The organism is Thalassotalea ganghwensis (assembly GCF_053485795.1).
The window spans coordinates 124,488-149,007 of sequence record NZ_JBQRUM010000005.1; the positions used below are offsets into that span (position 1 = coordinate 124,488).

General features: G+C 40.4%; 14 protein-coding genes. 10 read left to right on the plus strand and 4 right to left on the minus strand.

Annotated elements, in window-relative coordinates; genetic code table 11:
- The first annotated feature begins 45 nt into the window (after nt 1-45).
- From ACSLUH_RS06950 to tldD, 3 genes are read left to right on the plus strand one after another with little or no spacing between them, the layout of a single operon-like run.
- Nucleotides 46-3,975, plus strand: a complete 3,930-nt coding sequence (locus ACSLUH_RS06950; RefSeq protein WP_448565578.1) for a YhdP family protein — start codon at nt 46-48, stop codon at nt 3,973-3,975.
- A complete protein-coding gene (locus tag ACSLUH_RS06955; RefSeq protein ID WP_448565579.1) occupies nt 3,975-4,811 on the plus strand; it encodes a carbon-nitrogen hydrolase family protein in 837 nt (278 codons plus the stop codon). Before ACSLUH_RS06950 ends, ACSLUH_RS06955 begins: the two co-directional genes overlap by 1 nt.
- Nucleotides 4,804-6,243, plus strand: coding sequence for a metalloprotease TldD (gene tldD / locus ACSLUH_RS06960; RefSeq protein WP_448565580.1), 1,440 nt, complete (start codon nt 4,804-4,806; stop codon nt 6,241-6,243). The genes ACSLUH_RS06955 and tldD overlap by 8 nt, the downstream gene beginning before the upstream one ends.
- A 75-nt stretch (nt 6,244-6,318) precedes the next feature.
- On the opposite strand, the gene ACSLUH_RS06965 is transcribed toward tldD, so the two are convergent.
- Both ACSLUH_RS06965 and ACSLUH_RS06970 read right to left on the minus strand, forming a co-directional pair.
- A complete protein-coding gene (locus ACSLUH_RS06965) occupies nt 6,319-7,176 on the minus strand; it encodes a CvfB family protein (protein WP_448565581.1) in 858 nt (285 codons plus the stop codon).
- 55 nt (nt 7,177-7,231) lie between these two features.
- Nucleotides 7,232-7,681, minus strand: coding sequence for a tellurite resistance TerB family protein (locus ACSLUH_RS06970; RefSeq protein WP_448565582.1), 450 nt, complete (start codon nt 7,679-7,681; stop codon nt 7,232-7,234).
- 489 nt (nt 7,682-8,170) lie between these two features.
- Here ACSLUH_RS06970 and nagX point away from each other — a divergent pair, with 489 nt between their 5' ends.
- The 3 genes from nagX (at nt 8,171) to ACSLUH_RS06985 (ending at nt 13,988) form a co-directional block, all read left to right on the plus strand.
- Nucleotides 8,171-9,361 carry a transmembrane glucosamine N-acetyltransferase NagX gene (gene nagX, locus ACSLUH_RS06975; protein ID WP_448565583.1) on the plus strand — a complete coding sequence of 397 codons (1,191 nt, stop codon included), beginning with the start codon at nt 8,171-8,173 and terminating at the stop codon, nt 9,359-9,361.
- A 274-nt stretch (nt 9,362-9,635) separates the two neighbouring features.
- Nucleotides 9,636-10,829 (plus strand): efflux RND transporter periplasmic adaptor subunit, encoded by a 1,194-nt coding sequence (locus ACSLUH_RS06980; protein WP_448565695.1) that lies wholly within the window; start codon nt 9,636-9,638, stop codon nt 10,827-10,829.
- A 3-nt stretch (nt 10,830-10,832) separates the two neighbouring features.
- Nucleotides 10,833-13,988: an efflux RND transporter permease subunit gene (locus ACSLUH_RS06985; protein ID WP_448565584.1), complete on the plus strand. Its 3,156-nt coding sequence runs from the start codon at nt 10,833-10,835 to the stop codon at nt 13,986-13,988.
- An 82-nt stretch (nt 13,989-14,070) separates the two neighbouring features.
- Here ACSLUH_RS06985 and ACSLUH_RS06990 read toward each other — a convergent pair whose 3' ends face one another.
- A complete protein-coding gene (locus ACSLUH_RS06990; protein ID WP_448565585.1) occupies nt 14,071-14,910 on the minus strand; it encodes a 2OG-Fe(II) oxygenase family protein in 840 nt (279 codons plus the stop codon).
- A gap of 184 nt (nt 14,911-15,094) precedes the next feature.
- On the opposite strand from ACSLUH_RS06990, the gene ACSLUH_RS06995 reads away from it, so the two are divergent.
- A complete protein-coding gene (locus ACSLUH_RS06995; protein ID WP_448565586.1) occupies nt 15,095-15,397 on the plus strand; it encodes a hypothetical protein in 303 nt (100 codons plus the stop codon).
- 83 nt (nt 15,398-15,480) lie between these two features.
- Nucleotides 15,481-18,033: a sensor domain-containing phosphodiesterase gene (locus ACSLUH_RS07000; protein WP_448565587.1), complete on the plus strand. Its 2,553-nt coding sequence runs from the start codon at nt 15,481-15,483 to the stop codon at nt 18,031-18,033.
- 95 nt (nt 18,034-18,128) lie between these two features.
- Here ACSLUH_RS07000 and putA read toward each other — a convergent pair whose 3' ends face one another.
- A complete protein-coding gene (gene putA / locus ACSLUH_RS07005; protein WP_448565588.1) occupies nt 18,129-21,953 on the minus strand; it encodes a bifunctional proline dehydrogenase/L-glutamate gamma-semialdehyde dehydrogenase PutA in 3,825 nt (1,274 codons plus the stop codon).
- A gap of 142 nt (nt 21,954-22,095) precedes the next feature.
- On the opposite strand from putA, the gene ACSLUH_RS07010 reads away from it, so the two are divergent.
- Entirely contained in the window at nt 22,096-22,572 is a 477-nt protein-coding gene (locus ACSLUH_RS07010; RefSeq protein WP_448565589.1) for a winged helix-turn-helix transcriptional regulator, read from the plus strand.
- 234 nt (nt 22,573-22,806) lie between these two features.
- On the plus strand, nt 22,807-24,465 hold the full coding sequence (locus ACSLUH_RS07015) for a M28 family metallopeptidase (RefSeq protein WP_448565590.1): 1,659 nt from the start codon (nt 22,807-22,809) through the stop codon (nt 24,463-24,465).
- Nucleotides 24,466-24,520: the final 55 nt, after the last annotated feature.

The following is a 24,520-nucleotide window of genomic DNA, read 5'->3' on the forward strand; positions in this document are numbered from 1 at the left end:
AAGCGGTAACGTTATAGTTACCGAATAATCAGTAGTAGAGTATTAATGGGCATTAGTAAGGTTTCCAATCGGGTATTAAACCGAATATACAAAATTTTGGCGATTTTGTTGGTGACTTTTGCTGTTTTAATTAGTGCACTTAGACTACTCCTTCCTTATGCTCATAACTATCGTTTAGATTTTCAAAACTACATCAATAAAACCTATCATAGTGAGATTGTTATTGGCACACTGCACATGGATTGGCAAAAATCTGGCCCCGCGTTTGTCGCGAGAAATGTCAGCTTTTTACAGGCAGAAGGGGTTGAAGTATACATCGGTGAAATCGATTTTAATTTGGACTTTTGGCGCAGTATTGCCAATCAGCAAGTGGTCACCAAGGACTTAACTTTAAACGGCGTTAAAATACTCTTTGATAAAGCATTGCTTCAGTCGTCGGACAGTTCAGAGCAAAGTTATGAAATACTAAATAATATTGCTGACATATTTCTTCAACAAATCAGTCGTTTCTCGTTAGTTAATTCTCAAGTTATCTATCGTAACGAACATGCACAACACACCTATTTAATTGAAACTCTCAGTTGGTTAAATCAAGGTAGTCGTCATAATGCAAATGGTAGTGTCATTATTGATGGTTTAACGTCAAACAATATCAATATCGCTCTCGCTGTTGAGGGGGAAGCCATTCAAGATATGACCGGAGTGCTTTATGCAAAAGCTAATCAGGTCAATATAACACCTTGGCTGGATAAAGTATTGGCTATTGGTGATGAAGATACCCATGCCTCAATTAACTTTGATGCGTGGATGTCGATAGAGCAAGGAGCCATCAATCGTCTGCAAGTGGAGTTGGGGGAAAACCAAATCGCCTGGCAACATCAAGGAAAAATTCAAACGTTTAATATCATGCCTAGCCAAGTCTTGGTCTCGAATATTAACGGTAAAGATAATTTCAACCTACAAACGTCAACTATTTCGGTGAGTTCGAATAATCAGCAATGGCAACCTCTTTCTATCGCCGTATCTTCCGATAAAGGTCAACTAGAGGGGGTTATCTCGGCGTTAAATATAAGTGGCAGCGCATTACTAACGCCACTTTTTGCTGAAAATGAACAAATTCGTCAATGGATCGCTCATTTAGCACCGCAAGGCACATTGCTTGACGTTCAGTGGCAATCGAAAAATGGCGTGTTGAGTGCACTGGCAACTGTTGAAGGATTTGGTAACCAGTATTACCAAGGGATACCTAAAATGGAGGGAGTTGACGGAAAACTCAGTTTTCATGACCAACACCTAAATCTTACTGTGGCTAGCTATGATAGTGCGCTTGATTTTCAAGACCAGTTTGATCAGCCAATGGAATACAACGAGTTGGCGATACACCTTGATATGTTCTTTAAAGAGCAAGGGGTAACAGCTCAGTTAAATCGCTTATTTTTAGTTAATGAAGACTTAGTGTTAAATGGCCAGGCACAGATAGATGTCACTGAAGGCAAGCCAACGACGATGGCATTGCTCGCTGACGTTAAAAACGCCAATGCAAGTCAAGCAATGCATTATTACCCTGTGCATCTAATGGGGGGCGATCTTGTTAATTATTTATCGGATTCATTAGTTGATGGCCAGGTATCGCAAGCGCAGGTGTTATTTAATGGGCCCCTTCAAGAATTTCCGTTTACCGACCATCAAGGCATCTTTACCGTTAATGCAGAATTAGAGAATGCGACCTTTCAATTTGACCCAAGCTGGCCTGAAATCGAAAACTTTTATGGTAACTTGAATTTTACTAACAATAGTATGTTGATCACTGGACGTTCTGGCACTTTAAAAGGCATTAATGTTACCGGCGTGACTGCAGTTATTGAAGAGTTAGTCGGTGAACAACTGTTGGCAATTGATGCCAAAGTGCTTGATGCTAAGCCATCAGATATCAAGGTATTAATGGCGCAAAGCCCTTTAGATGACAGCGTTGGAGCAGTGCTTGAACAAGTCAGTATTGGCAAACCGGTTGATGCTGATATAACACTAAGTATTCCGCTCAATGATACCGACAAAACTTCAGTCGCAGGAAAGGTTTATTTCGATAATAATGCGATTACATTGCAGTCCCCAGAGATGCACTTTGAGCAGGTTAGTGGTGTACTTTCATTCGTTGACGAAGTTATCAAGTCGAAAAACTTAACGACAGATTGGCGAGGTATGCCGCTATCGATTGCCGTTGATAGTGCGCCAAGCGAGTCAACTTATCAAACACGCTTATCAATTGAAGCGCCTTGGCAAGAGAGCCAATGGCAAGCACAATTACCAGAGTCTTTAACTGCTTATGCCCAGGGGCAAGTTGATTGGCGAGCAGAGTTAATATTAAACAATGATAATGACGGTAAATTTAGCTATGAATTGTCGGTTTTGTCTGATTTGGCCAGAACACAATTAAATTTACCCAAACCGTTTAATAAAGCAATTGATGATAAACGCTCAGTTTATGCAAAAGTTACAGGTGATGAACATGAAAGTACTTTAGATGCAGTGGTTGGAGAAAACATTAGTTTTTATGGGGTACTTGATCATCAAAAGACTGTTTTTAAGCGCGCGCATCTAGTGTTAGGGCAAGAAGATATGCTGTTACCGCTAAACGGTTTTCATATTAGTGCCGCGCTAGACTCGGCAGATATCAGTGAATGGCAACCGCTAATTAGCGATATTCTTACGTCAATCGAAGAGCATGTGCCTGACAATGCCGCTTCACTTTCATTAATGCCTGCACCGCAACGAGTTAGAGGAAAGGTAGCTCAGCTCAATGTCTTAGGGGAAACCATTGATGATGTCATTTTTAACTTAAGCGATGAACAAGCTTGGTGGGCGCTTGACCTAAGCAGTGTCCAAGCCCAAGGGCAAATAAAATTTTATCCTGACTGGCTCACTCAAGGCATCGCTATTGATGCAGATTTTATCAATATACCAGCCAAACTCACTGAAAGTGAATCATCAGTTGTCGAAGCTGATGATGAGAAACAGCAATTAGCAATTGCTGATAACGTGTTTAATGCCTTACCCCCTATTACTGCGCAATGTCGGCGCTGCACACTATGGGGGCTTGATCTGGGCGAACTGAATTTTTCAATTTCTAGAAGAGAGCAGGGCTCGATAACGGTTGATAGTTTCATCGCCAAACGAGATAAGAGTCAAGTGATTCTGTCAGGACAGTGGCAAAAAGCTGAACAGGGCTATGATAGCCAATTTAAGGGTAGAATTGAGCTGGACGACATTGAGCAGGAATTAAAGAAACTTGGCTATGCTTCGTTAATCAAAGATAGTGGTTTAGAAAGCAATTTTGAATTGAATTGGGAAGGGGCGCCTTTTCAATGGAACCTAGAAACATTGGACGGCGAAATCAGTAGTGAACTTGATGATGGGTATTTAGCTGATGTTGATGACAAAGGGCTAAGAATTTTTTCGGTATTAAGTTTACAGTCACTGGTGCGAAAATTGACATTAGATTTTCGCGATATTTTTAGTGATGGCATGTTTTACAGTCAAATTAAAAGTCACGCCCGATTGGAAGATGGCGTGTTGTATACTGACAATACCAAGATGAAAGGCGCTGCAGGTGATTTATCGATTCAGGGTAATACCAATCTTGTTTCTGAGACATTAGATTATCGCATGTCCTATAAACCAAACTTTAGTGCTAGTTTACCGGCAATTGCTTGGATAGCGACATTAAACCCAGTGACATTTTTAGGCGCCTTAGCGCTTGACGAAGTGTTGATATCAAAGGTTTGGTCGGAATTTACATTTGAACTGACCGGAAATATTAACGAGCCAAGTTTACGTGAGGTAAATAGAAAAAGTCAAAATATAAGCGTTGGCCGCTCTAGTCCACCTCAAATAGTTGATACTGATGTCAAAGCATCTGACAACACCGAAAAGACAAGTGAACCTGAAACTGAAATAGAGGTTCCAAAGGAGTTATAATGACTAAACTTACCGTCATTCAAATGTGTTCAACGCCAGATGTTGATAAAAACCTTGCTTTTATTGAGCAACAACTGGCAAGTCTTGAGGTATCGTCAGAGCATGTCGTGGTGTTACCAGAATGCTGTCTTTTCTTTGGTAGTAAAGATGTAGAGCAGTTAGCATTAGCGCAGGCGACAACAGAGAGTAATGCCTTAGTAAAAGCGTTATCTGAACTCGCTGGTAAATATCGTGTTACTTTGGTTGCCGGCAGTATTCCAATGCTGAGTGATAATCACGAAAAATACACTAATACTTGTTTCGTTTTTGATAAAACGGGTGCTCAACTAAGTCGGTATGACAAAATACATTTATTTGATGTTACTGTTGATGATGGTGAGAAAAACTACTTAGAGTCCAGGTACACCCAACCAGGCGATAAAGCTCAATTAGTAGAAATAGGTGAGGTGACATTAGGATTAACGATTTGTTATGATTTGCGCTTTCCTGAGCTTTTTCGTCATTTAACTTCCCAAGGGGCTAACGTTATTACCGTTCCAAGCGCTTTTACACGAGTAACCGGAGCAGCGCATTGGCAAGTTTTGTTGCGAGCAAGGGCAATTGAAAATCAAGTATATATCGTTGCAGCGGGTCAATCAGGGGTTCATGTAAATGGCCGAGAGACCTGGGGACACAGTGTGATAATAAGCCCTTGGGGTGACATATTAACCAGTTTAGAAGAACAAGAAGGTCATGCCAGCGCATCGTTTTGTCTTGATACCTTAAATGAAGTTAGAAATGCGATGCCAGTTAATGACCATAATCAGTTTATTACAAAGTTGAAAAATTATGAATAGTGTAGAGCAAGCGCTCTTGTTTGATAGTCAGTTAGACGCAGACTTTTTACAAAAAACCTTAGCCAGTATTTACCGGCGAAAAATAGATTTAGCCGATTTATATTTTCAGGCAAGCCGTCATGAATCTTGGATGTTGGAAGACGGTATCGTCAAGGAAGGCTCATATAACATCGAAAAAGGTGTTGGCGTGAGGGCAATTTCTGGTGAAAAAACTGGCTTTGCATACTCCGATGATATTACCCCTGAAGCATTAACCATGGCGGCAGAGGCTGCTCGAGGTATTGCAACTGCCGAACAAACAGGGTCGGTGCATGCTTTTAAAAAGCAAAAAGTGAGTGAAATATATTTCGCTAATGACCCTTTAGCAAGTTTATCTCAAGAACAAAAAATTGCGCTACTTCATGAGGTTGAAGCGCATGCTCGTCAAGTTGATAGCCGCGTAAAACAAGTTATCGTAAGCCTATCAGGTGTATATGAGAAAATTTTAGTTGCAGCAAGTGACGGAACTTATGCAACTGATATTAGGCCACTGGTTCGCTTAAACTGCTCTGTTTTAGTTGAAGAAAATGGCAAGCGAGAACGAGCTAGTGCAGGCGGTGGCGCGCGCACTGACTATAGTTACTTCTTCGAACCTGTATCGGGAAAAGCTCGCTACCTTGGTTACGCAGAGGAAGCGGTGCGTCAAGCCTTAGTCAATTTAGTGGCGATAGACTCTCCTGCTGGCAGTTTTCCGGTAGTGTTGGGCAACGGTTGGCCTGGCGTCTTATTGCATGAAGCGGTTGGACACGGATTAGAGGGCGACTTTAATCGCAAAGGCTCTTCGACGTTCTCAAATCGGGTAGGTCAACAAGTGACATCAGAGCATTGTACTATCGCCGATGATGGTACTTTAGCGAATCGCAGAGGCTCATTAACCATTGACGATGAAGGTACGCCATCTCAGTATAATGTTTTAATAGAAAATGGGGTCTTGAAAGGCTATATGCAAGATAAACATAATGCTAAGTTAATGGGAGTTGCACCGACAGGTAATGGGCGCCGAGAATCTTATGCTCACCTGCCAATGCCTAGAATGACCAATACTTATATGTTAGCTGGAAAATATGATCCGAAAGATATTATCGCCAGCGTCGAAAAGGGAATTTATGCGCCGCATTTTGCCGGTGGTCAAGTTGATATAACATCGGGTAAATTTGTTTTTACGAGTTCAGAAGCATATTTGATTGAAAATGGCGAGATTACTTCACCTATCAAAGGCGCGACACTTATAGGCAGTGGTCCTGAAGCTATGAAAAATGTCAGCATGGTAGGTAATGACTTAGCTTTAGATGCTGGTGTTGGTGTTTGTGGTAAAGATGGTCAAAGTGTTCCTGTAGGTGTCGGACAACCAACACTTAAAATTGATCAATTAACCGTTGGTGGCACCCAGTAGGTTTATCTAATTTTATTTCTTTCCAGATAAGCAAACGCAAAGTTGCTTATCTGGAAGATTTATTGACAATTGTGATTAAACGAGTTCAATTCCACCGTTAACGAGTTTGATTTTTCCACGCTTTAGCAGATTTCCGACGGTTGATTTAAAGGTTTTTTTACTGACATTAAGCTCTTTTTGGATAAGTTCTGGTGCGCTTTTATCATTAAGTTTGGTAAAACCGTTATTCGATTTTATGTAGTTAAGTAACTGATCGCTGAAATCGATAACTTTTCCTTTACCGGAGCGTGTCAGTGTCAAATCAATACGTTCATCGTCGCGGATTTGTTTGATATAACCATCCACTGATTGACCAACTCTAAGCGGCTTGAAAATTTCGTTATCATATAATAACCCCCAATGTTGGTGATTGATGATTGCTTTAAACCCTAAATCCGTTTTTGCAGCGATCACCAACGACACTTTTTCTCCACTTTTATATTGAGCTGGCCAGATATCTAAAAATTTATCGAGTTTACTTGAACCGACTAAACGCTGACTGCGTTGATCAACATAAACTTTGACAACATAGTGTCGGCCTACTTCCATTCGTTTATGCTGTTGGTTAAAAGGTACCAAAAGATCTTTCGGTAAGCCTATGTCTAAAAAGGTGCCCATTTTGTTGACTTGAACAACCTTGAGTGAGGCAAATTCATCGGCAACGACTTTTGGCTTAACGGTGGTTGCGACGAGTCGGTCAGCAGAATCATGGTAGAGATAGACATCTATGCTTTCACCGACTTGTTGGCTCGTTAATTGACGGGCCGGCAATATAGCCTCTCCAAGAGCGCCAGCATCTAAATAAGCACCGAGCTCATTGATTGCGATTATAGGGAGTGTATTAATTTTTCCAAGATCAGCCATATAGTGCGAAAGTAACAGGGGAATGTGCAATCATTATAGCCTAAAGTGGAAGTGAAAGTCGCACTTAACGTATCGAACGACAACATTAAAGATTGATGAGAACTTCTTTCGCTTCAATGTATTCGTGTCGCCTTAAATGCAATAAATCCGCAATTTTACGAATCGTGTGTTCTTCAATAGCACTGATATCGCCATCTGAATTTGCTAAAAGCCACAAGTGTTTGACCATATCGACTTTTTCTTTAGCACTATAATGACGGTTAATTTTGGAGGTAAACTGATAAAAATCAGTTGCATGCTCGCTAGTTGACATGGCTTGTTGAATGAGTTCATCAACCTCTTCTTTATTCAGCGTAAAGCGTAAACTAACTTGCTCACTAATATGATGGATTTCTTCCTGAGCAAGCGTGCCATCAGCTTTCATTACTTCGCATAATAAGACAGTGCTTGCCATTTCAATGGATAACTCATTAGCGCTTTCTTCTGAGGGAGGCTGTGATAATTCATCTAAAAATTGCTTAATTCTTTTGATCATATTTTCTCCGCATTAATAAACTCGGGCAACAGTGCGCTTTTTTGCAGCAGTGTAATGGGGTTACGTTCAAAGCATACCCAAAGATTAATGAGCATTCATAAAGCTCGACATTTCAACACCAAACTGTACTGTGGAACAAAGTGGTTTTATTTGCTTAACCGGTGTTGCCTTAACCTTAACCTTTATAGATTGAGCTTGTCGCAAAAATTTGCAAGCAAATACGTCAGAGTGATTCAAATCTATTTGGTAGGTTATCAATTGTTGCAAAAATAGCCTTAAAAGATCAACACGCCCCAGTTTTTGTTCCCTATTTTGTGTGAGTGCAAGTACAGCATCCAGTTAAACACTCGTATCAGCCGGTAATTGATAGGCTTAATGTTATCTTATTAACTTGTTATTGCTATTTATCTGTCTGGAATCTAACATGGTCAAATGACAGCGTTGTCTATTGGCGGCGTTAGCGATAATTTCAGATAAAAATGGTTAATTATGTCATCTCTTAATATAAAAGGCTCTGAAGATAATCATGCTTTGAAATCAACTGATATCAGCAATGAGCAACCAATAAAACAAAAGCAAAGATTATTGTCCATTGATGCCCTTCGCGGGTTTGACATGATATGGATACTAGGAGCTGAAAAGCTATTTTTAGCCTTGTTTCTATTAACCGGTTGGTCAGTGTTTCAGTCGTTAGATCAGCAAATGCAGCATACCAGTTGGCATGGGATAACCGTTTATGATCTGATATTTCCGCTATTCATTTTTTTATCAGGTGTCAGTTTAGGGCTATCCGCCAAACCAATCTCAAGTTTTTCTTCAGTGAAGGCTAGAAACTTAAAACATCATGCTGTTAAGCGTCTGCTGGTACTGATGTTATTAGGCGTAATCTATAACCATGGTTGGGGGGTAGGGATCCCGTTAGAGCCCGACGCTATTCGATACGCCAGTGTCTTAGCTCGAATTGGAATCGCTTGGTTTGTTGCAGCCTTTGTTGTTTGGTATTTAACGGAACGTCAGCAATGGCTGATTGCTGTTATCATTCTTATCGGATATTGGTTGCTGCTGACCTTTGTCACCATTGATGGCTATGGTGGCGGAGACTATAGTGCAAATGGCGCTCTAAATGCGTGGTTTGATCAACAGTTTCTACCGGGCACTACTTATCAAGGTGCTTTAATCGATCCAGAAGGGATATTGTCTAACCTACCTTCTATCGTTAATGCGCTCTTTGGTGTTTTTACTGGACAGTTTCTTAAAAAACATAGTGGTAAATTTGGTTACGTTGTTAGTCGTTTGTTCTGTGTTGGGATTATTGTACTCGTACTTGGCTATAGCTGGGATGTTGTTTTTCCAATCAACAAGACCCTTTGGACGAGTTCATTTGTTTTAGTGACTGTTGGTTATAGTCTGTTACTTTTGTCTTTGTTTTATGGTGTTATCGATGGTTTAGCGATATCAAAATGGGCAGTATTTTTTGCTGTTATCGGGTGTAATTCTATTGTTGCTTATTTGGCGACAAGTTTATTTGATTGGCAATACCTAACACAGAGCCTATTGGGCGGAATTTTTGAGGCTTTGCCATCAGGAGCGTCACAGCTAGTGTATTATTCTGGGCTGATAGTAATACAGTGGTTGGTGCTTTATTGGTTATATTGCCGAAAAATTTTTATAAAAGTTTAGTTTATTGGTTAATTTAACCAATAAACTAAATGTCATTGCAGCTAATTCAAACCAGTTGGCTATTTTTATATTTCCTCAATGAAGCGTAACTCATTGTTAAATAGTAATTTAAATTTGTTATTTGTGATTATTTCTTTCAATTAAAAAAATCGGCTTGATATTTGTAATAAGCTTTTACAACTTTCTTGAAAATTTGTGCGACTAATTAGCTATCATAGTCATAATAAAATATTACAAGATTCATATTTGCTTACATTACTTGAGGAATATAGTGGTGACTCGTAAAAAACAGATTCTCGTTCCTATAGCCATCTTAATTGCTGGTATTTTGCTTTTTGTCGCTTTTTCTAGCATGAAAAAGCCACCAGAAGAAAAAGCAAAAGTTGATAAGACTCCTATTGTTGCCGTTGAAAATATTGAAATGGGACCGATGTTGTTAACCGTTGATTCATACGGTGTAGTAAAGCCCAAATATGAAACTGAGCTTGTTGCTCAAGTCAGTGGTCAAATTGTTGAGCTTTCAGAAACTTTTGTTCGCGGCGGCTTTGTTAAGCAAGGTCAATTACTCGCGCGAATTGATCCAAACGATTACCGCGCCGCGTTGATTGATGCCCAAGCTAACCTAGCATCAGCCAAAGCATCGTTGGAAAAGGAACAAGCTCAAGGTAAAGTTGCAGAGCGTGAGTGGAAAGCGATTACTGATACTTCACCTACCGCATTGAGTCTTCGTAAACCTCAGTTAGCTCAAGAACTAGCTCGCGTTAAAGCAGCTGAAGCTGCTGTGCTTCGTGCGCAAAGGAATCTGGAAAGAACAGAAATTATCGCACCTTACGATGCGATGATCCAAAGCCGAGAAATTGGTTTAGGCGCCTTCGTTTCAACCGGCAGAAGCATTGGTAAAGTGCTTGGAACTGCTATCGCTGAAGTGAGACTTCCTGTTGCTGATAATGAATTGCAGTTTTTAGAGCAGCAAGGATTAGATGCACAAGTTGTGTTAAAAGGCGAGTTTGCCGGCCAAGAGCAAGAGTGGCATGCGAAAGTTGTCCGTAATGAAGGTGTTGTTGATGATAAAAGCCGCATGAGCTATTTCGTTGCACAAGTAAAAGACCCATATGGGCTCAATGGTAAAGATAGTGACCATATTCCGCTAAGGTTTGGTGCTTATGTGAAAGCACAAATTAACGGGGTTTCACTTGCTAAAGCGACCAAAATTCCAAGATATTTAGTCAATAACAATCAAGTAGCTGTATTAGATGCTGACTCTAAGTTGCATCTGGTTGATATCGAGATTGTTCGTCAAATTGGCCGAGATGTCATCGTTTCGAGTGGTCTTGCCCAAGGTGACAAAATGATAGTGTCAGCATTAGACTATCCAGTAGAAGGCATGAAACTAGCGCTACCAAGTGATAAGTCTGTTACTGATGAGGACGGTACTTCAGCTACGCAAATTGCGAGCATCAAGGAGTAAACCATGGATAATACCAACAAAGGGCTAATTGCCTGGTTTGCTCGTAACAGTGTTGCAGCAAACTTATTGATGATTTTCATTATAGTCGGTGGTTTGCTAACCGCATTTACCATTAATAAGCAAATGTTTCCTCAGGTTCAGATTAACTGGATTCAATATTCTGCTGTTTATCCAGGTGCTGCTCCTCAGGAAGTTGAGGAAGGGATCACCATAAAAATCGAGGAAGCACTCGAAACCGTTCAAGGGCTCGAGCGTGTTATTACCTATTCTAACCGCAATGCGTCTTCAGGCTACTTTCGTGTTGATGAAAGCTATGATCCGCAAGTTGTTTTAGAAGAAGTCAAATCGGCGATCGATTCTATACCGAGCTTTCCTGATGGTATGGAACGCCCGAAAATTGAACGAATCAAATTCCGTCAAGAAGTCATGTACATTAGCTTATATGGCGATTTGTCGATGACTGAACTTAAGGAGCTTGGTCGCGGTATTCATGATGAAATTCAAGAATTGCCACATGTTAACATTTCGGAGTTTTTTAGTGGCTTAGGTTACGAAATATCAATCGAAGTGAGCAAAGATAAGCTTAGAGAATATAACTTAAGCTTTAATGACATTGCTCGTGCAGTGCGCAGCTATTCGAGAAATATGTCAGCTGGACAGATAAAAGCCGAAAATGGTTACATCAATTTACGTGTTGAGAATCAGGCCTATCGCGGCCATGAATTTGAGCAAATTCCTCTGTTGACGCTAGATGATGGTACTAAAGTGCTCCTTGGTGAAGTGGCTACAGTTAAAGATGGCTTTCAAGAAGGCATTCAGTACTCTAAGTTCAATGGCAAAAATTCAATGACCTTTTTTATTGGTGCGGCAGAGAATCAAAGCATTACTGATATTGCCAAAGTGATAAATCGCTACGTAGAACAAAAATCAGAGGCTTTACCCAATGGCGTTAATTTAGAAACCTGGGTAGATATGACCTACTATTTGGAAGGTCGTCTTAATATGATGATTGAAAATATGCAGTCTGGTGCCGTGTTGGTATTTTTGATGTTGGCATTATTTTTACGCATACGCCTAGCATTTTGGGTAATGATGGGGTTACCAGTGTGTTTCCTTGGAACCTTATTGGTCATGCCAATGGAATTTGTTAACGTTACCATTAATATTACCAGTTTGTTTGCTTTCATCTTGGTACTGGGGATCGTAGTTGATGACGCGATAGTCATGGGGGAAAGCGCCCATAGTGAAATTGAAGCTAAAGGGCAATCAACTGAGAATGTTATTCGAGGTGTGCAACGGGTAGCGATGCCAGCTACGTTTGGTGTTTTAACCACAATTGCTGCGTTTGTTCCCTTTGTCATGGGAGATGGGCCTTCGTCAGCGTTTAGTAAATCAATTGGTTTTGTCGTTATCTTCTGTTTATTGTTCTCATTAATAGAATCTAAATTGATTTTGCCTGCGCATTTAGCGGGTATGAAGGTTAAAAAGTTTAATCCGAAGAATCCTCTTGATCGTTTAAGAGCGTCAGTTGATAGAGGCCTCAAAAAACTCATTGATAACTATTATGAACCAGCGTTGAAGGTGTTTTTAACTTACCGTTATGGAGTATTAACCTTCTTCATTTCGTTACTGTTTATTAGTGCCGGTTTATACAGTGGTGGTATGTTGAAATATGTTGGCCAACCTAAAATACCGCATGATTTTCCGCGTATTAATATTGAAATGAATGTTGATTCATCTGATCAGGCAACGCTTGATACCTTGTTGAAAGTTGAAAATATTCTCTATGCGGTTGATAAGCAAATAGAGGCTGAATATGGTCAAGGTATGATTGCCGATATGAACGTTGATATTCGCGGTCGAACTCAAGGAAATATTACCGTTAAACTGGTCGATCCGGCGGAGCGAGTGATGGATACTTTTGCTTTAGCCGAAAAATGGCGAGCAGCACTTCCTAGAATGCCAGGCGTTAAATCATTTACCGTTAACGATAGCTTGTTTGGTGGTGGTCGTGAAGATGGTGATATTAGTTTCCGTCTAGAAAGTAAAAATGATGACCAGTTAATTGCTGCGGCAATGAAATTAAAAGCTAAACTTAACTCTTTAAAAGGGGTTGGTGATGTTAATGATAGTCGTCAAACCAGTGCGAAAGAAGTGCAGTTTGAACTTAAGCCATTAGCGTATAATTTAGGGGTGACTTTGTCAGATATCGCCTCACAAGTTAGCTATAGTTTTTATGGCTTAGAAGCTCAGCGTATCTTGCGTGATACTGAAGAAATTAAAGTAATGATACGCTACCCATTAGAGCAACGAAGCTCAGTAGGCGCTGTCGATAATGTAATGATCAAAGCTCCTAATGGTGCTGAGTTGCCATTATCTGAATTAGCGACGATTAAGCTAACGGAAGGGGTGACTAGCATTCGTCGTGAAGGCGGCAATCGTACCATCAATGTCTGGGCAAGTGTTGATGCTGATCAGGTTGAGCCGTTTAAAGTAGCAAAAGACATTCGTGAAAACTTTGTACCAGAGCTTTTACGTGAGTACCCAACGGTTAAAAGTGAAGTGACCGGTCGAATTCAAGAAGAAATGGACAGTGCAGCACAACAATTACGTGACTTTGTGATTTCATTAATGGTGATATATTCATTATTAGCGATTCCACTCCGTTCATACTCTCAGCCGATGATGATCATGACGGTTATTCCATTTGGCATCATTGGCGCAGCATTTGGTCACTTAATTATGGGAATGGATCTAAATGCACTTTCGATATTCGGCATCATCGCCGCATCAGGTGTAGTTATAAATGATTCACTGGTCATGGTTGATTATGTTAATAACGCCCGAAAAGAAGGCATACCGTTAAAAGAGGCGGTCGTCTTTGCTGGAACACGTCGTTTTAGAGCGATTATGTTAACGTCAATCACCACGTTTATCGGCTTAGTACCCATCGTGTTCTTTGAAACGAGTATGCAAGCGCAAATCGTAATACCTATGGCGGTATCTCTATCGTTTGGTATCTTGTTTGCGACGATTGTTACCTTGGTATTTATTCCAAGCTTGTACATTATTTTCGAAGATTTGAAAGGTGTATTTAGACGCAAGAAAACGTCACATACGACGGATTCAAATGTGACTAATGAAGCACTGCAAAACTAATCTCTGCATCATTTAGTCATAAAAGCTACGTTCAAAAAAGGCATCTAATGATGCCTTTTTTATTGTGTAGAGAATATGCAGGCTATTTAACCCCTAATTCTTTCAGACGTTCAAGCAAGTAGCTTTTTTGAGTATGACGTTCTGATAAAACCACTTCGTCTCTAGGGTGTAAGAACAAAGGTAACGAAATACGTGATTTTTTAGCATTCTCGCCTGTTGGGTTGACCACTCGATGACTTGTCGATGGAAAATATCCTCCAGAAGCTTCTTGGAGCATGTCACCAATATTAATAATGAGATGGCCAAAATCAGCAGGAACATCTAACCATTCTCCACTTTGCGCTTTAACTTGTAAGCCAGGTTCATTAGCTGCCGGTAAAATGGTTAATAAATTAATATCTTCGTGAGCAGCTGCTCGCAGGGCACCGGGGTCTTCTTCGCCTGTCAGCGGTGGGTAGTGCAATACTCTTAATAACGTATTAGGGGTGTCTTTTATCATTGATGACAACGGCTCTGAATACAATCTAGATACATCTTGTGGACTATATTGCTCAACCCAGTCGAGTAGTTGCGCAGCAAGCGCAGAGGTATTTTGATAATAAGTTAAAATATCAGCCTTTAGTGATTTGGGAATGCGACCCCAAGGGTAAATATGATAGTATTCCTTGATGTCTTTTTTACTATGACCTTTAGCGGTCTCTGATATTTCTGGGGCAAAATAACCGTCTTGCTTTTCTGGGTCGAAAGCAAATTCCTGTGGATTGCCATTTTTAAAAAATTCATACCAGTCGTGATAAATTCTATTGACCAGTTCTTGGTTAATGGGATGGTTTTTTAAGACACCAAATCCCGTTTCTTTTAGACTTTCGACAAACTCCTGAGCGGCATTCTCAGATTGAAAGTCGACCACTTTAACTTGCATCTTTTGCTCCCTTATTAATAAATTATGGTAAACGATATGCATTATTTTTATTAACATTTGCACTATCGGGCGGGTGTTATGTCTTTATCATAGTCAAAATTTTCAACTATCATTGCTATTTTAACCTTTCGGTTACAGTTAACAAAGCCTATACTAAATTTACAGATGAGGTTTAGGAGGCACAATGAACAAAACTGTAGCTATCGTTGCCATGATAAGCGCCTCTGGTTGTTCTATGACAGAACCACCTTGTGAAGACATATTGATTGCCAAAGAACAACTTCAAGAGTGTCAATTGTTACAAACCAAGATAAGCCAAGCTAAACAGCGACCAATATTAAGAACGGAGCTTGAAAGACGTTATCAGGAGTCTTGTGTCGATGTTAGATTTTATCGTGATGAGCATGATAGTACTTTATGTGAAAAAAATGTAAACCAAGAAAGTGGCCGTCAATCAAGCCCTGTAAAGAAGAAGAGCGGTAAATGAGTCGTTAGCGCCTCATTTAGTACTAGAAATTTATGATTAATCACGTCATTATGGAAAATCGTCAATGGTAGTTTTAAAGTGGTATGACAGATTTTTCCGACAACAAATTAAAGGCAAGTGAGCATCAATTAGCGACAGAAAGTTTACAGCTGTTAGAGCGATATCGTCGTTTAGAAGCTCGCTATACTGCTTTATTTAATTTGCATCAGTTGGCGATAGACTGTACTGACATCAACGTATTTTTCGCGCAAGTTCATCATACTATTTCCTCGATAATGAAGGCCGATAACTTCTATATCGTCCTTTATGACCCCATGGGTTCTTCGCTCGAGTTTGTTTATCACGTTGATGAAAAGGATGCTTGTCCTATAGGTTCGATTCCTTATGAGACATTCAGTGGTTCAATGACTTGCTATGTCATTGATTCAGCGAAACCGTTGCTGGCAACCCCCGATAGAATAAAAACCTTGGTTGAACAAGGGAAATTAAAACCCCATGGTACAGCTGGTATTGATTGGCTTGGTGTACCGATGATCAGTGATGGCTTTGTAACAGGCGTCATGGTGGTGCAAAGTTACGATGAAGGGACACGCTATCAAGAGCATGACTTAGAAATGATGATGTTTACTGCGCAGCATGTGGTAACAGCAATGACCAAGCTTCAAGATAGGGAGCGACTTCAACAAGCGGTAGAAGCCAGAACGCGAGAGTTGTTGGGACAAATACGTGAACGAGAAAAATCAGAACTTTTACAAGAATCGCTTTATCGAATTTCCGAATTAACCAGTGATAGCAAATATGAGATTGATCAATTTTATTCAATGGTTCATAACATTATCGGGCAATTAATCAACGCCGAAAACTTCTTTATCGCGAAGTATGATGATAGTACCGAGATGCTCTCTTTTGTTTACCACTCTGATCAGCATAATGATGACCCATCAATAGATTTTCAGCCGAGAAAGATGGGCAAGCGATATACAGAGCTTGTTATTCGACGTGGAGAGACTGTGTTGCTTGACCAGCAAGAAATGCAAGCCTTGCACCGAGATGGAGAAACGATTGCACCACAAACAGCAACCAAATCTTGGCTTGGGGTGCCATTGATTCAATCAGAACAAGTCATTGGTGCGATGGTAATTCAAAGCTATCAAGACAACATCATTTATACCGAACAAGATGCTGAGCTGCTTAACTTCGTTTCTCAACACGTATCCACCGCAATAAAACGTCGCGAAATAGCACAATTTGAAAGAGAAACTCACGAGCTGTTAGAGCACCAAGTTAAACTGAGAACGTTGGCATTAGAAGAAGAGATAAAACAGCGTAAAGATGCTGAAGCAAAATTAAAACATGCTGCAAGCCATGATAGCTTAACGGGCCTACCTAACCGTACCATCTTTATCGATTTGCTTAATCACGCCATAGCATGTAACGAACGTCGTCCAGATTTAAAGTTCGCGATTTTATTTCTCGATTTAGATCGCTTTAAAGTGGTTAATGATAGCTTGGGGCACCATGCTGGAGATGAGTTACTTAAACAGGTTGCGCAAGGCTTAAAATCAATGGTGCGTAATAAGGATACGGTTGCGCGTTTAGGGGGGGATGAGTTTGTCATTTTGATTGAAGATTTAGACAGTGATGCTGAAGCGTTTGAAATTGCTAACCGCATTACCGAGTATCTATCGAGTCCATTTAATATATTTAATCAATCGGTATTTATTGGTACGAGTATCGGGATTTTATTTAACGATATTCGCTATCAAAGCGCAGACTTAATGCTCCGAGATGCTGATACGGCAATGTATCATGCAAAAGATAATGGTAAAGGGCGCTACGAAGTTTTTGATGCCAGTATGCATAAAAAAGTTGAAAACGCCTTGCGCCTAGAAACTGATATTCGAGAAGGAATCGATAATCAAGAGTTCATTCCTTATTATCAGCCTATTGTTAGGCTCAGTGATCACCAAATTGTCGGTTTTGAGGCGTTAGCACGCTGGCACAGTCAATCAAGAGGAATAGTCTTTCCAAATGATTTTATTCCGCTTGCTGAAGAAACCAACCTTATTATGGCGATCGACTTTCAAATTATTGAAAAGTCATGCAGGCAACTCAAAGCGTGGCAAAAAGTTTTAGGCTGCGATCAGCTTTACGTGTCTTGTAACTTATTTGGTAATCATTTTTTCAATCCTAACCTGCCAAATGAAATTGAAGCGATATTAAATAAAGTTGGCATGGCACCTCAGCATTTAAGGTTAGAATTGACCGAACGAGCACTGTTGGAAAATACCGATGTGGTGCTTAAAAATATGATGGCACTGAAAAAGTTGGGTATTAAAATTTTATTAGACGATTTTGGTACCGGTTATTCAAGTTTGAGTTACTTACATCGCTTTCCAATCGATGTCTTAAAAATTGACCGTTCATTTATTAATAACGTTCATGAGCATGGTAACCATCAAGCCATAATCAAAACGATTATTGATTTAGCGACGAATTTACAGATGGCAACCGTTGGAGAGGGGATTGAAAATTTGGCCGACGCCAAACTTTTGCAACGTATGGATTGTATCTATGGTCAAGGATTTTACTTTTATCGACCAATGCCAGCTAAAGAACTATCAGAATTACTGTAAAATAAATGATATTGTTGTTTGAGTTAGATAAAAAGCAAGCGAAAAACAAAAAAGGAACCTAATAGGTTCCTTTTTACTATACGACTATCACTTATTTATCCTACATTTGACTCCATGGTCATTAAGGAGGCGTTTCCACCTGCTGCGGTCGTATCGATAGTAACCGTTTTTTCAGTCACCATTCGATGGAACAAGCTCTTATTAGTGTAAGCGGTAATTAATGGTAAAATAGCACCGCTACGCGCGGCAATCGTCTCGCCTACTAGCTTTTTAAATGGACTAGCATGGTCAACAATTGCACCGGCTAGAGTCGGTTGCGTCAAGACGCAAGGCAAATGACCAAGCATAGCAACCTGAAATACACCTTTAGGTAAGCCAGCAGCACTTAGAATTCCCTCGATAGCTTGAGCTTCTGCTAGGTAGGTATTATCTACTACTGTTACCACACAGTTACCGGCAGCTAGTGCTGAGATTATTGACATCATCCAAAATTTAAATGGTGTATCTTGACAACGAAGCGTTGTTACTGTGCCTCTTGACTCCAAAAACAAGGTGTTAGATTCACCTGTAGGCCCTGGAAGCTGCATCGGCCTAGACAATTGCTTTTCGATAAAGAGCAATTGAGCACGAGCTTCAGTCAACGTTTCCGGCAGATGACCTTCTTGCGATAAGACAATTTTATTGGAAGCAAGGTTGGCTAATAGCTGACGCAAAATAGAAATCTTGGTATTAACCGGAGTAAAGGACCAGCGAGTTTCAACTTGCTTTGCTTGTAAAAATTGCTCATTAACACTGTTAAGTGTCGCTTGGCATTTTTCAATGGCTTGCTCGTAAGCTTCTCGTTGCTCGTTAGATAAATCGACATCGGTAGCTGAGTGTTTATCTTTAACTAAACGGGTCAAGTACATTGGGCCACCTGCTTTAGGGCCTGTACCTGATAGTCCGCGACCACCAAAAGGTTGCACACCAACGACAGCACCAATCATATTGCGGTTTATATAAACATTGCCAGCACGAGAGCGAGCTGCCAAGTATTGGCTCTTTTCTTCGATACGCGTATGGATACCCATGGTCAAACCAAAACCAGTGCCATTGACTTGATCAATGACATTTTCTAAGTCTTTAGCTTTATACCTAATCACATGCACTACGGGACCAAATACTTCTTTAGTTAAAACTGATAAATCGCGAATTTCATATAGGCGAGGTAAGAAGAAATTATGTTGATCATCAGCGATGCTGGCGTCAAGCTCAGGCGCTTTACAGGTATATAGCAAGGTTCCATTGGTTTTTAGGTAGTCTACGTGCTCATTCAACGCCGTCAGCGCTTTTTCATCAATTACCGGGCCAACATCGGTTGATAAATAAGCTGGATCACCAACATGAAGTTCAGCCATCGCACCTTTTAACATCTCGATGATTTTGTCGGCAACGTCATCTTGTAAAAATAACACGCGTAGTGCTGAACAACGCTGACCAGCACTTTGGAAGCCTGAGTTTATCACATCATCAACCACTTGCTCTGGTAATGCGGTTGAATCGACGATCATACAGTTTTGACCACCTGTTTCTGCGATAAGCGGAACGGGATCACCCCCACGTTTTGCCAATGTTTGCGAAATTCTGCTACCTGTTTCTGTTGAACCGGTAAACATTACTGCTTGTACACGTCCATCAGGAACTATTATTTGTCCAACTTTGCTACCGCGGGCAATTACAGGTTCAACAACATGTTTTGGTAAGCCCACTTGTTCCATAAGCTCTATTGTGCGCAATGCGACTAAACTTGTTTGCTCAGCTGGTTTTGCAACTACGGTATTACCTGTAACAATCGCTGCTGATACTTGACCTAAAAATATTGCTAAAGGGAAGTTCCATGGGCTTATACATACGACAACACCTCGAGCAACTAGATCAGCATTTGCCAACAACTCTTGTGCTCTATTGGCATAATAACGACAGAAATCAACAGCTTCACGAACTTCTGCTACACCGTCAGGTATTGTTTTACCTGCTTCTTTAGTACAAAGGGCAATAAGTTCATCACGATGTTCTTCAAGAATGTCTGCCGTTTTGTATAGTATCTCAGCACGTTGCTCGATAGGGGTTGTTGACCATGTTGTAAAGGCAGTATGAGCGCGCTCAACAATGGCTTGCATTTCTTGCTCATCAGCGTGACTAATATAGCCGATTACTTCATTGTGGTTGGCAGGGTTTGTTACTGGCAAGCCACCTTCTGGCGCTTGACACTTGATAGCATTTTCAAACCATGCATCAAGATTAGCGCGCATTTCGGTTAATTCATCGATATCGGTAAGATCGATCCCTTTGGAGTTAACTCGCGGCATCGTGCCTTCATCTTGATATAGCTCAATTGATTGTGGGATCTGTGGGTTGTATTTGTTATCCCATGCTTGCACAGTTTCAACTGGATCAGCCAACAAAGATTCAACAGGAATATTGTCATCGACGATATTGTTAACAAATGAACTGTTAGCGCCGTTTTCCAATAAACGTCTCACTAAATAAGCTAATAGATCCGAATGCTCACCAACAGGTGCATAAACGCGGCAAGGAACACGTTTTTGCGTAACGACTTGGTCGTAGAGTGACTCACCCATACCATGTAGGCGCTGGAACTCAAATCCCGAAAGTTCTTCGGCCATTTCTAAAATAGTCGCAACGGTATAAGCATTGTGGGTCGCAAACTGCGGATAAATAGTATCTCTATACGCTAAAAGCTTTTTAGCACATGCTTGATAAGAAACGTCCGTTGAAGGCTTACGCGAAAATACAGGGAAGTCAGCATATCCTTCAACTTGGGTATCTTTGACTTCACTATCCCAATAAGCACCTTTAACAAGACGAACCATCATTTGACGACCAACTTGTTGTGTTAATTCTCTGACCCATTCTATGACATCGATACCGCGTTTTTGATAGGCCTGAACGGCAATACCAAATCCGTTCCAGCCGTCTAAATCACTATCGCTAAAAACGGCTTCAATAATATCAAGTGATATATCGAGGCGGTTTGCTTCTTCAGCGTCAACGGTAAAACCAATATCGTAGGCTTTTGCAGCTAGCGCTAACTTTTTCAAACGAGGAACAATTTCTGCTAATACACGGTCACGATGTGAGAATTCATAACGTGGATGAATTGCTGATAATTTAACTGAAATGCCCGGGCTCTTTTGTGGACCTTTAGATTTAGCCGCAATACCGATCGCGTCAATTGCTTCCATATAGCTGTCGAAGTAACGATCGGCGTCTTTCATTGTTCGTGCGCCTTCGCCTAACATGTCGTATGAATAGGTATAGCCTTTGGCTTCTGTTTCCTGAGCGCGTTCAATTGCACTTGCTATCTTATGCCCCATGACAAATTGGGTACCCATGATTTTCATGGCATAGCGAACCGCTTTACGAATAACAGGTTCACCTAAACGACCAACAGTGCGCTTTAATAAACCAAACTGCTCTTCTTTTTTCTCATCTGAATAGTTAACCAATTTACCTGTTAATAGTAAGCCCCAAGAAGACGCATTAACAAATATAGAATCACTGTTACCTATGTGTGAGCTCCAATCACCGTTGGCTAATTTATCGCGAATTAAACGATCCGCTGTATGCTTATCTGGCACTCTTAACAAGGCTTCAGCCAAACACATTAACACTACGCCTTCTTCGGTTGACAAAGAGAACTCATTTAGTAAGGCGTCGATACCACCTTTACCTTTCTGATCTTTACGAATATTGACGACTAATTGACGGGCATAATCCCAAGCGCGTGATTTTGCATCAACGCTAATTTCAGCAATTGGTAGTAACTTGGCGAGCACATCATTCTCGTTTGCTCGGTAATTGTTTCTAATGGTTTGTCGAATGCTATTTTTTGCAACTAAAGAGCCAGTAAAAAGCATAAATCACCTACATCGGTTAACAGGATATTTCAAAAATGGATGCGAATTTTATATGAAAGCAAACAGAATGTGTTTGCGAAAAACGTATTTTTAGAGAATAATCTATGGAAAAGGCGTAATAAATCCATAGGAAATATCGAAAATGAGCCAACAACTCCCAAGGAAATTCGATAGGATAGACCTAACGATTCTCGATGTTCTTCAAAGAAACGGTCGTATTTCGAATGCTGAATTAGCAAAGCGCGTTAATTTAAGTGCTAGCCCTTGTCTAGAGCGAGTGAGACGGTTGGAGAAAGAAGGGGTTATTGAGCATTATGGGGCTTATTTAAATGCTCGAGCGCTTAACTATGGAATGTCAGCATTTGTGCAAGTAACCCTTGATCGAACCACTGCCGATGTGTTTGATAGATTTCGAGAAGGCGTGGTTAAAATTAAATATGTTACCGAATGCAACCTTGTTGCTGGTGGCTTTGATTATTTGATCAAAATTGTTTTCTCAGATATGGACTCTTATCGCGATACCTTAGCTAGTATTGTTGACTTACCTGCAGTTGCACAAACTCACACCTATATAGTTACTGACCATATTATCCGTGATACCGGATTTCCTATCTTTTGATTCGATAGAAAAAAGCATTGATTACATTTAATGACAAAGCTGTTTCTGATACAAATATGCAACAATAGTCATTAATACTTACTGGTCTTTTAATGGTTGAACCGATATATTATGGTGCTTTGCATTTTTGACGGGAACTCATTTTTCGTCGGCTATGGGTATCGAAATAACAAATGCTATGTCATAGATTAATTGATGTATGGCGAGAGAGCATAACATCTAGAGAGAAATTCAATGAAATATAAATTATTAACCGTTGCCGGTTTTGCATTGTCGTTATTGGCCGCCTGTGGTGAACAAGCGAAAATCACTACCAGTGATTCTGTGGATACACTGAAGGTAAATCCAGATAATATCAAAGCTCATCTTGAGTTTTTAGCGGATGACGCCATGAAAGGACGTGATACCGGAAGTAATGAATATCAAATTGCTGCCAATTACGTCATTGCAAACTTTAAGCAGTTAGGGCTTAAACCTCGAGGAGAAAATGAAGGCTTTTTGCAGCAAGTCACTTTTCGTAAATCATACCTAGAGCCAGACAGTGCAACGTTTTCTATCACCAATGAAGAAGGGGTTACAGAGCTCACTGAAATCGATGATTATATTATGTCAGGTTCAGCGATGGAAACTGAGTCGATGATCACCGCCGAGACTGTGTTTGTTGGCTACGGTGTTATTAGTAAAGATTTTGGATATGATGATTACCAAGATCTTGATGTAAAAGGCAAAGTGGTTGTTGCGTTACATGGCCGTCCAGATGATTTACCGTCAGAAGAAGGAGCGCATATTGGCTCTAGTAGAGAAAAACTAAGACATGCGGCAGAGCGTGGAGCTGTGGGTTTTATTACCATACACACCCCTAAGCGAGATAAAGTTAGAAGTTTCGAAAAATCGGCTCAATATGCCAGAACACCTGCCTATACCTGGTTAGATAAGGATAATAAACCTTATGGTTCCTATGAAAGCATCAAAGGTGGAGCTTATTTATTACATGAAAAAGCAGCTCCTTTGTTCACTGGTGCAACGATGTCATTAGAGCAAATATTAAATGACGACATGGAAAATAAAAAGATCACAGGCTTTGCATTGAATTCATCGGTTAGCTTGGCTAAGAAAACGCGCCATGAAGAAATAACCAGCCCTAACATTATTGCGACGTTAGAGGGTAGCGATCCGAAACTTAAAGATGAGTTCGTGGTGTTCAGTGGTCACTTAGATCACATCGGTGTTAGCCATCATGATGAAGAAAAAGAAGACAAAATAAATAATGGCGCTTTGGACAATGCTTCTGGGGTTTCTATTATGTTAGAAACTGCTCGTTTACTAGCCTCTAAAGCAACGCCGCCGAAGCGTTCTATTTTGTTTGTTGTGGTAACGGGTGAAGAAAAAGGATTATTGGGTTCCAGCTATTTCGCAAGTAACCCAACCGTACCCGTGATGAATATGGTTGCTAATGTTAATTTAGATATGCCGTTAATCTTATATCCTTTTGCTGATGTCATCGCCTTTGGTGCAACTCACTCTAGTCTTGGACCCATTGTTGAAACAGCGGCACAGAAGGTTGATATTAGTTTGAGCCCGGATCCAATGCCGGAACAAGCATTATTTACGCGCAGCGATCATTACAGTTTTGTAAAAAAAGGTATCCCTTCTGTTTTCTTAATGACAGGTTTTAAGTCGACTGACGAAAATATCGATGGTGGTGAAGTTTTTGGTGATTTCTTGAAAAATCATTATCATCAGCACAGTGATGAAATCGATTTACCGATTCGCTATGATGCGGCTGCAAAATTTGCTGAAGTTAATATGATGATAGGTTTAGAGATTGCTAATCAAGAAAAACGTCCTACGTGGAACAAAGGCGACTTTTTCGGTAAAACCTTTGCCCAATAATTATTGCTAAGATATTGTTCTAAAAAGCGCAGATTTATAATCTGCGCTTTTTTTG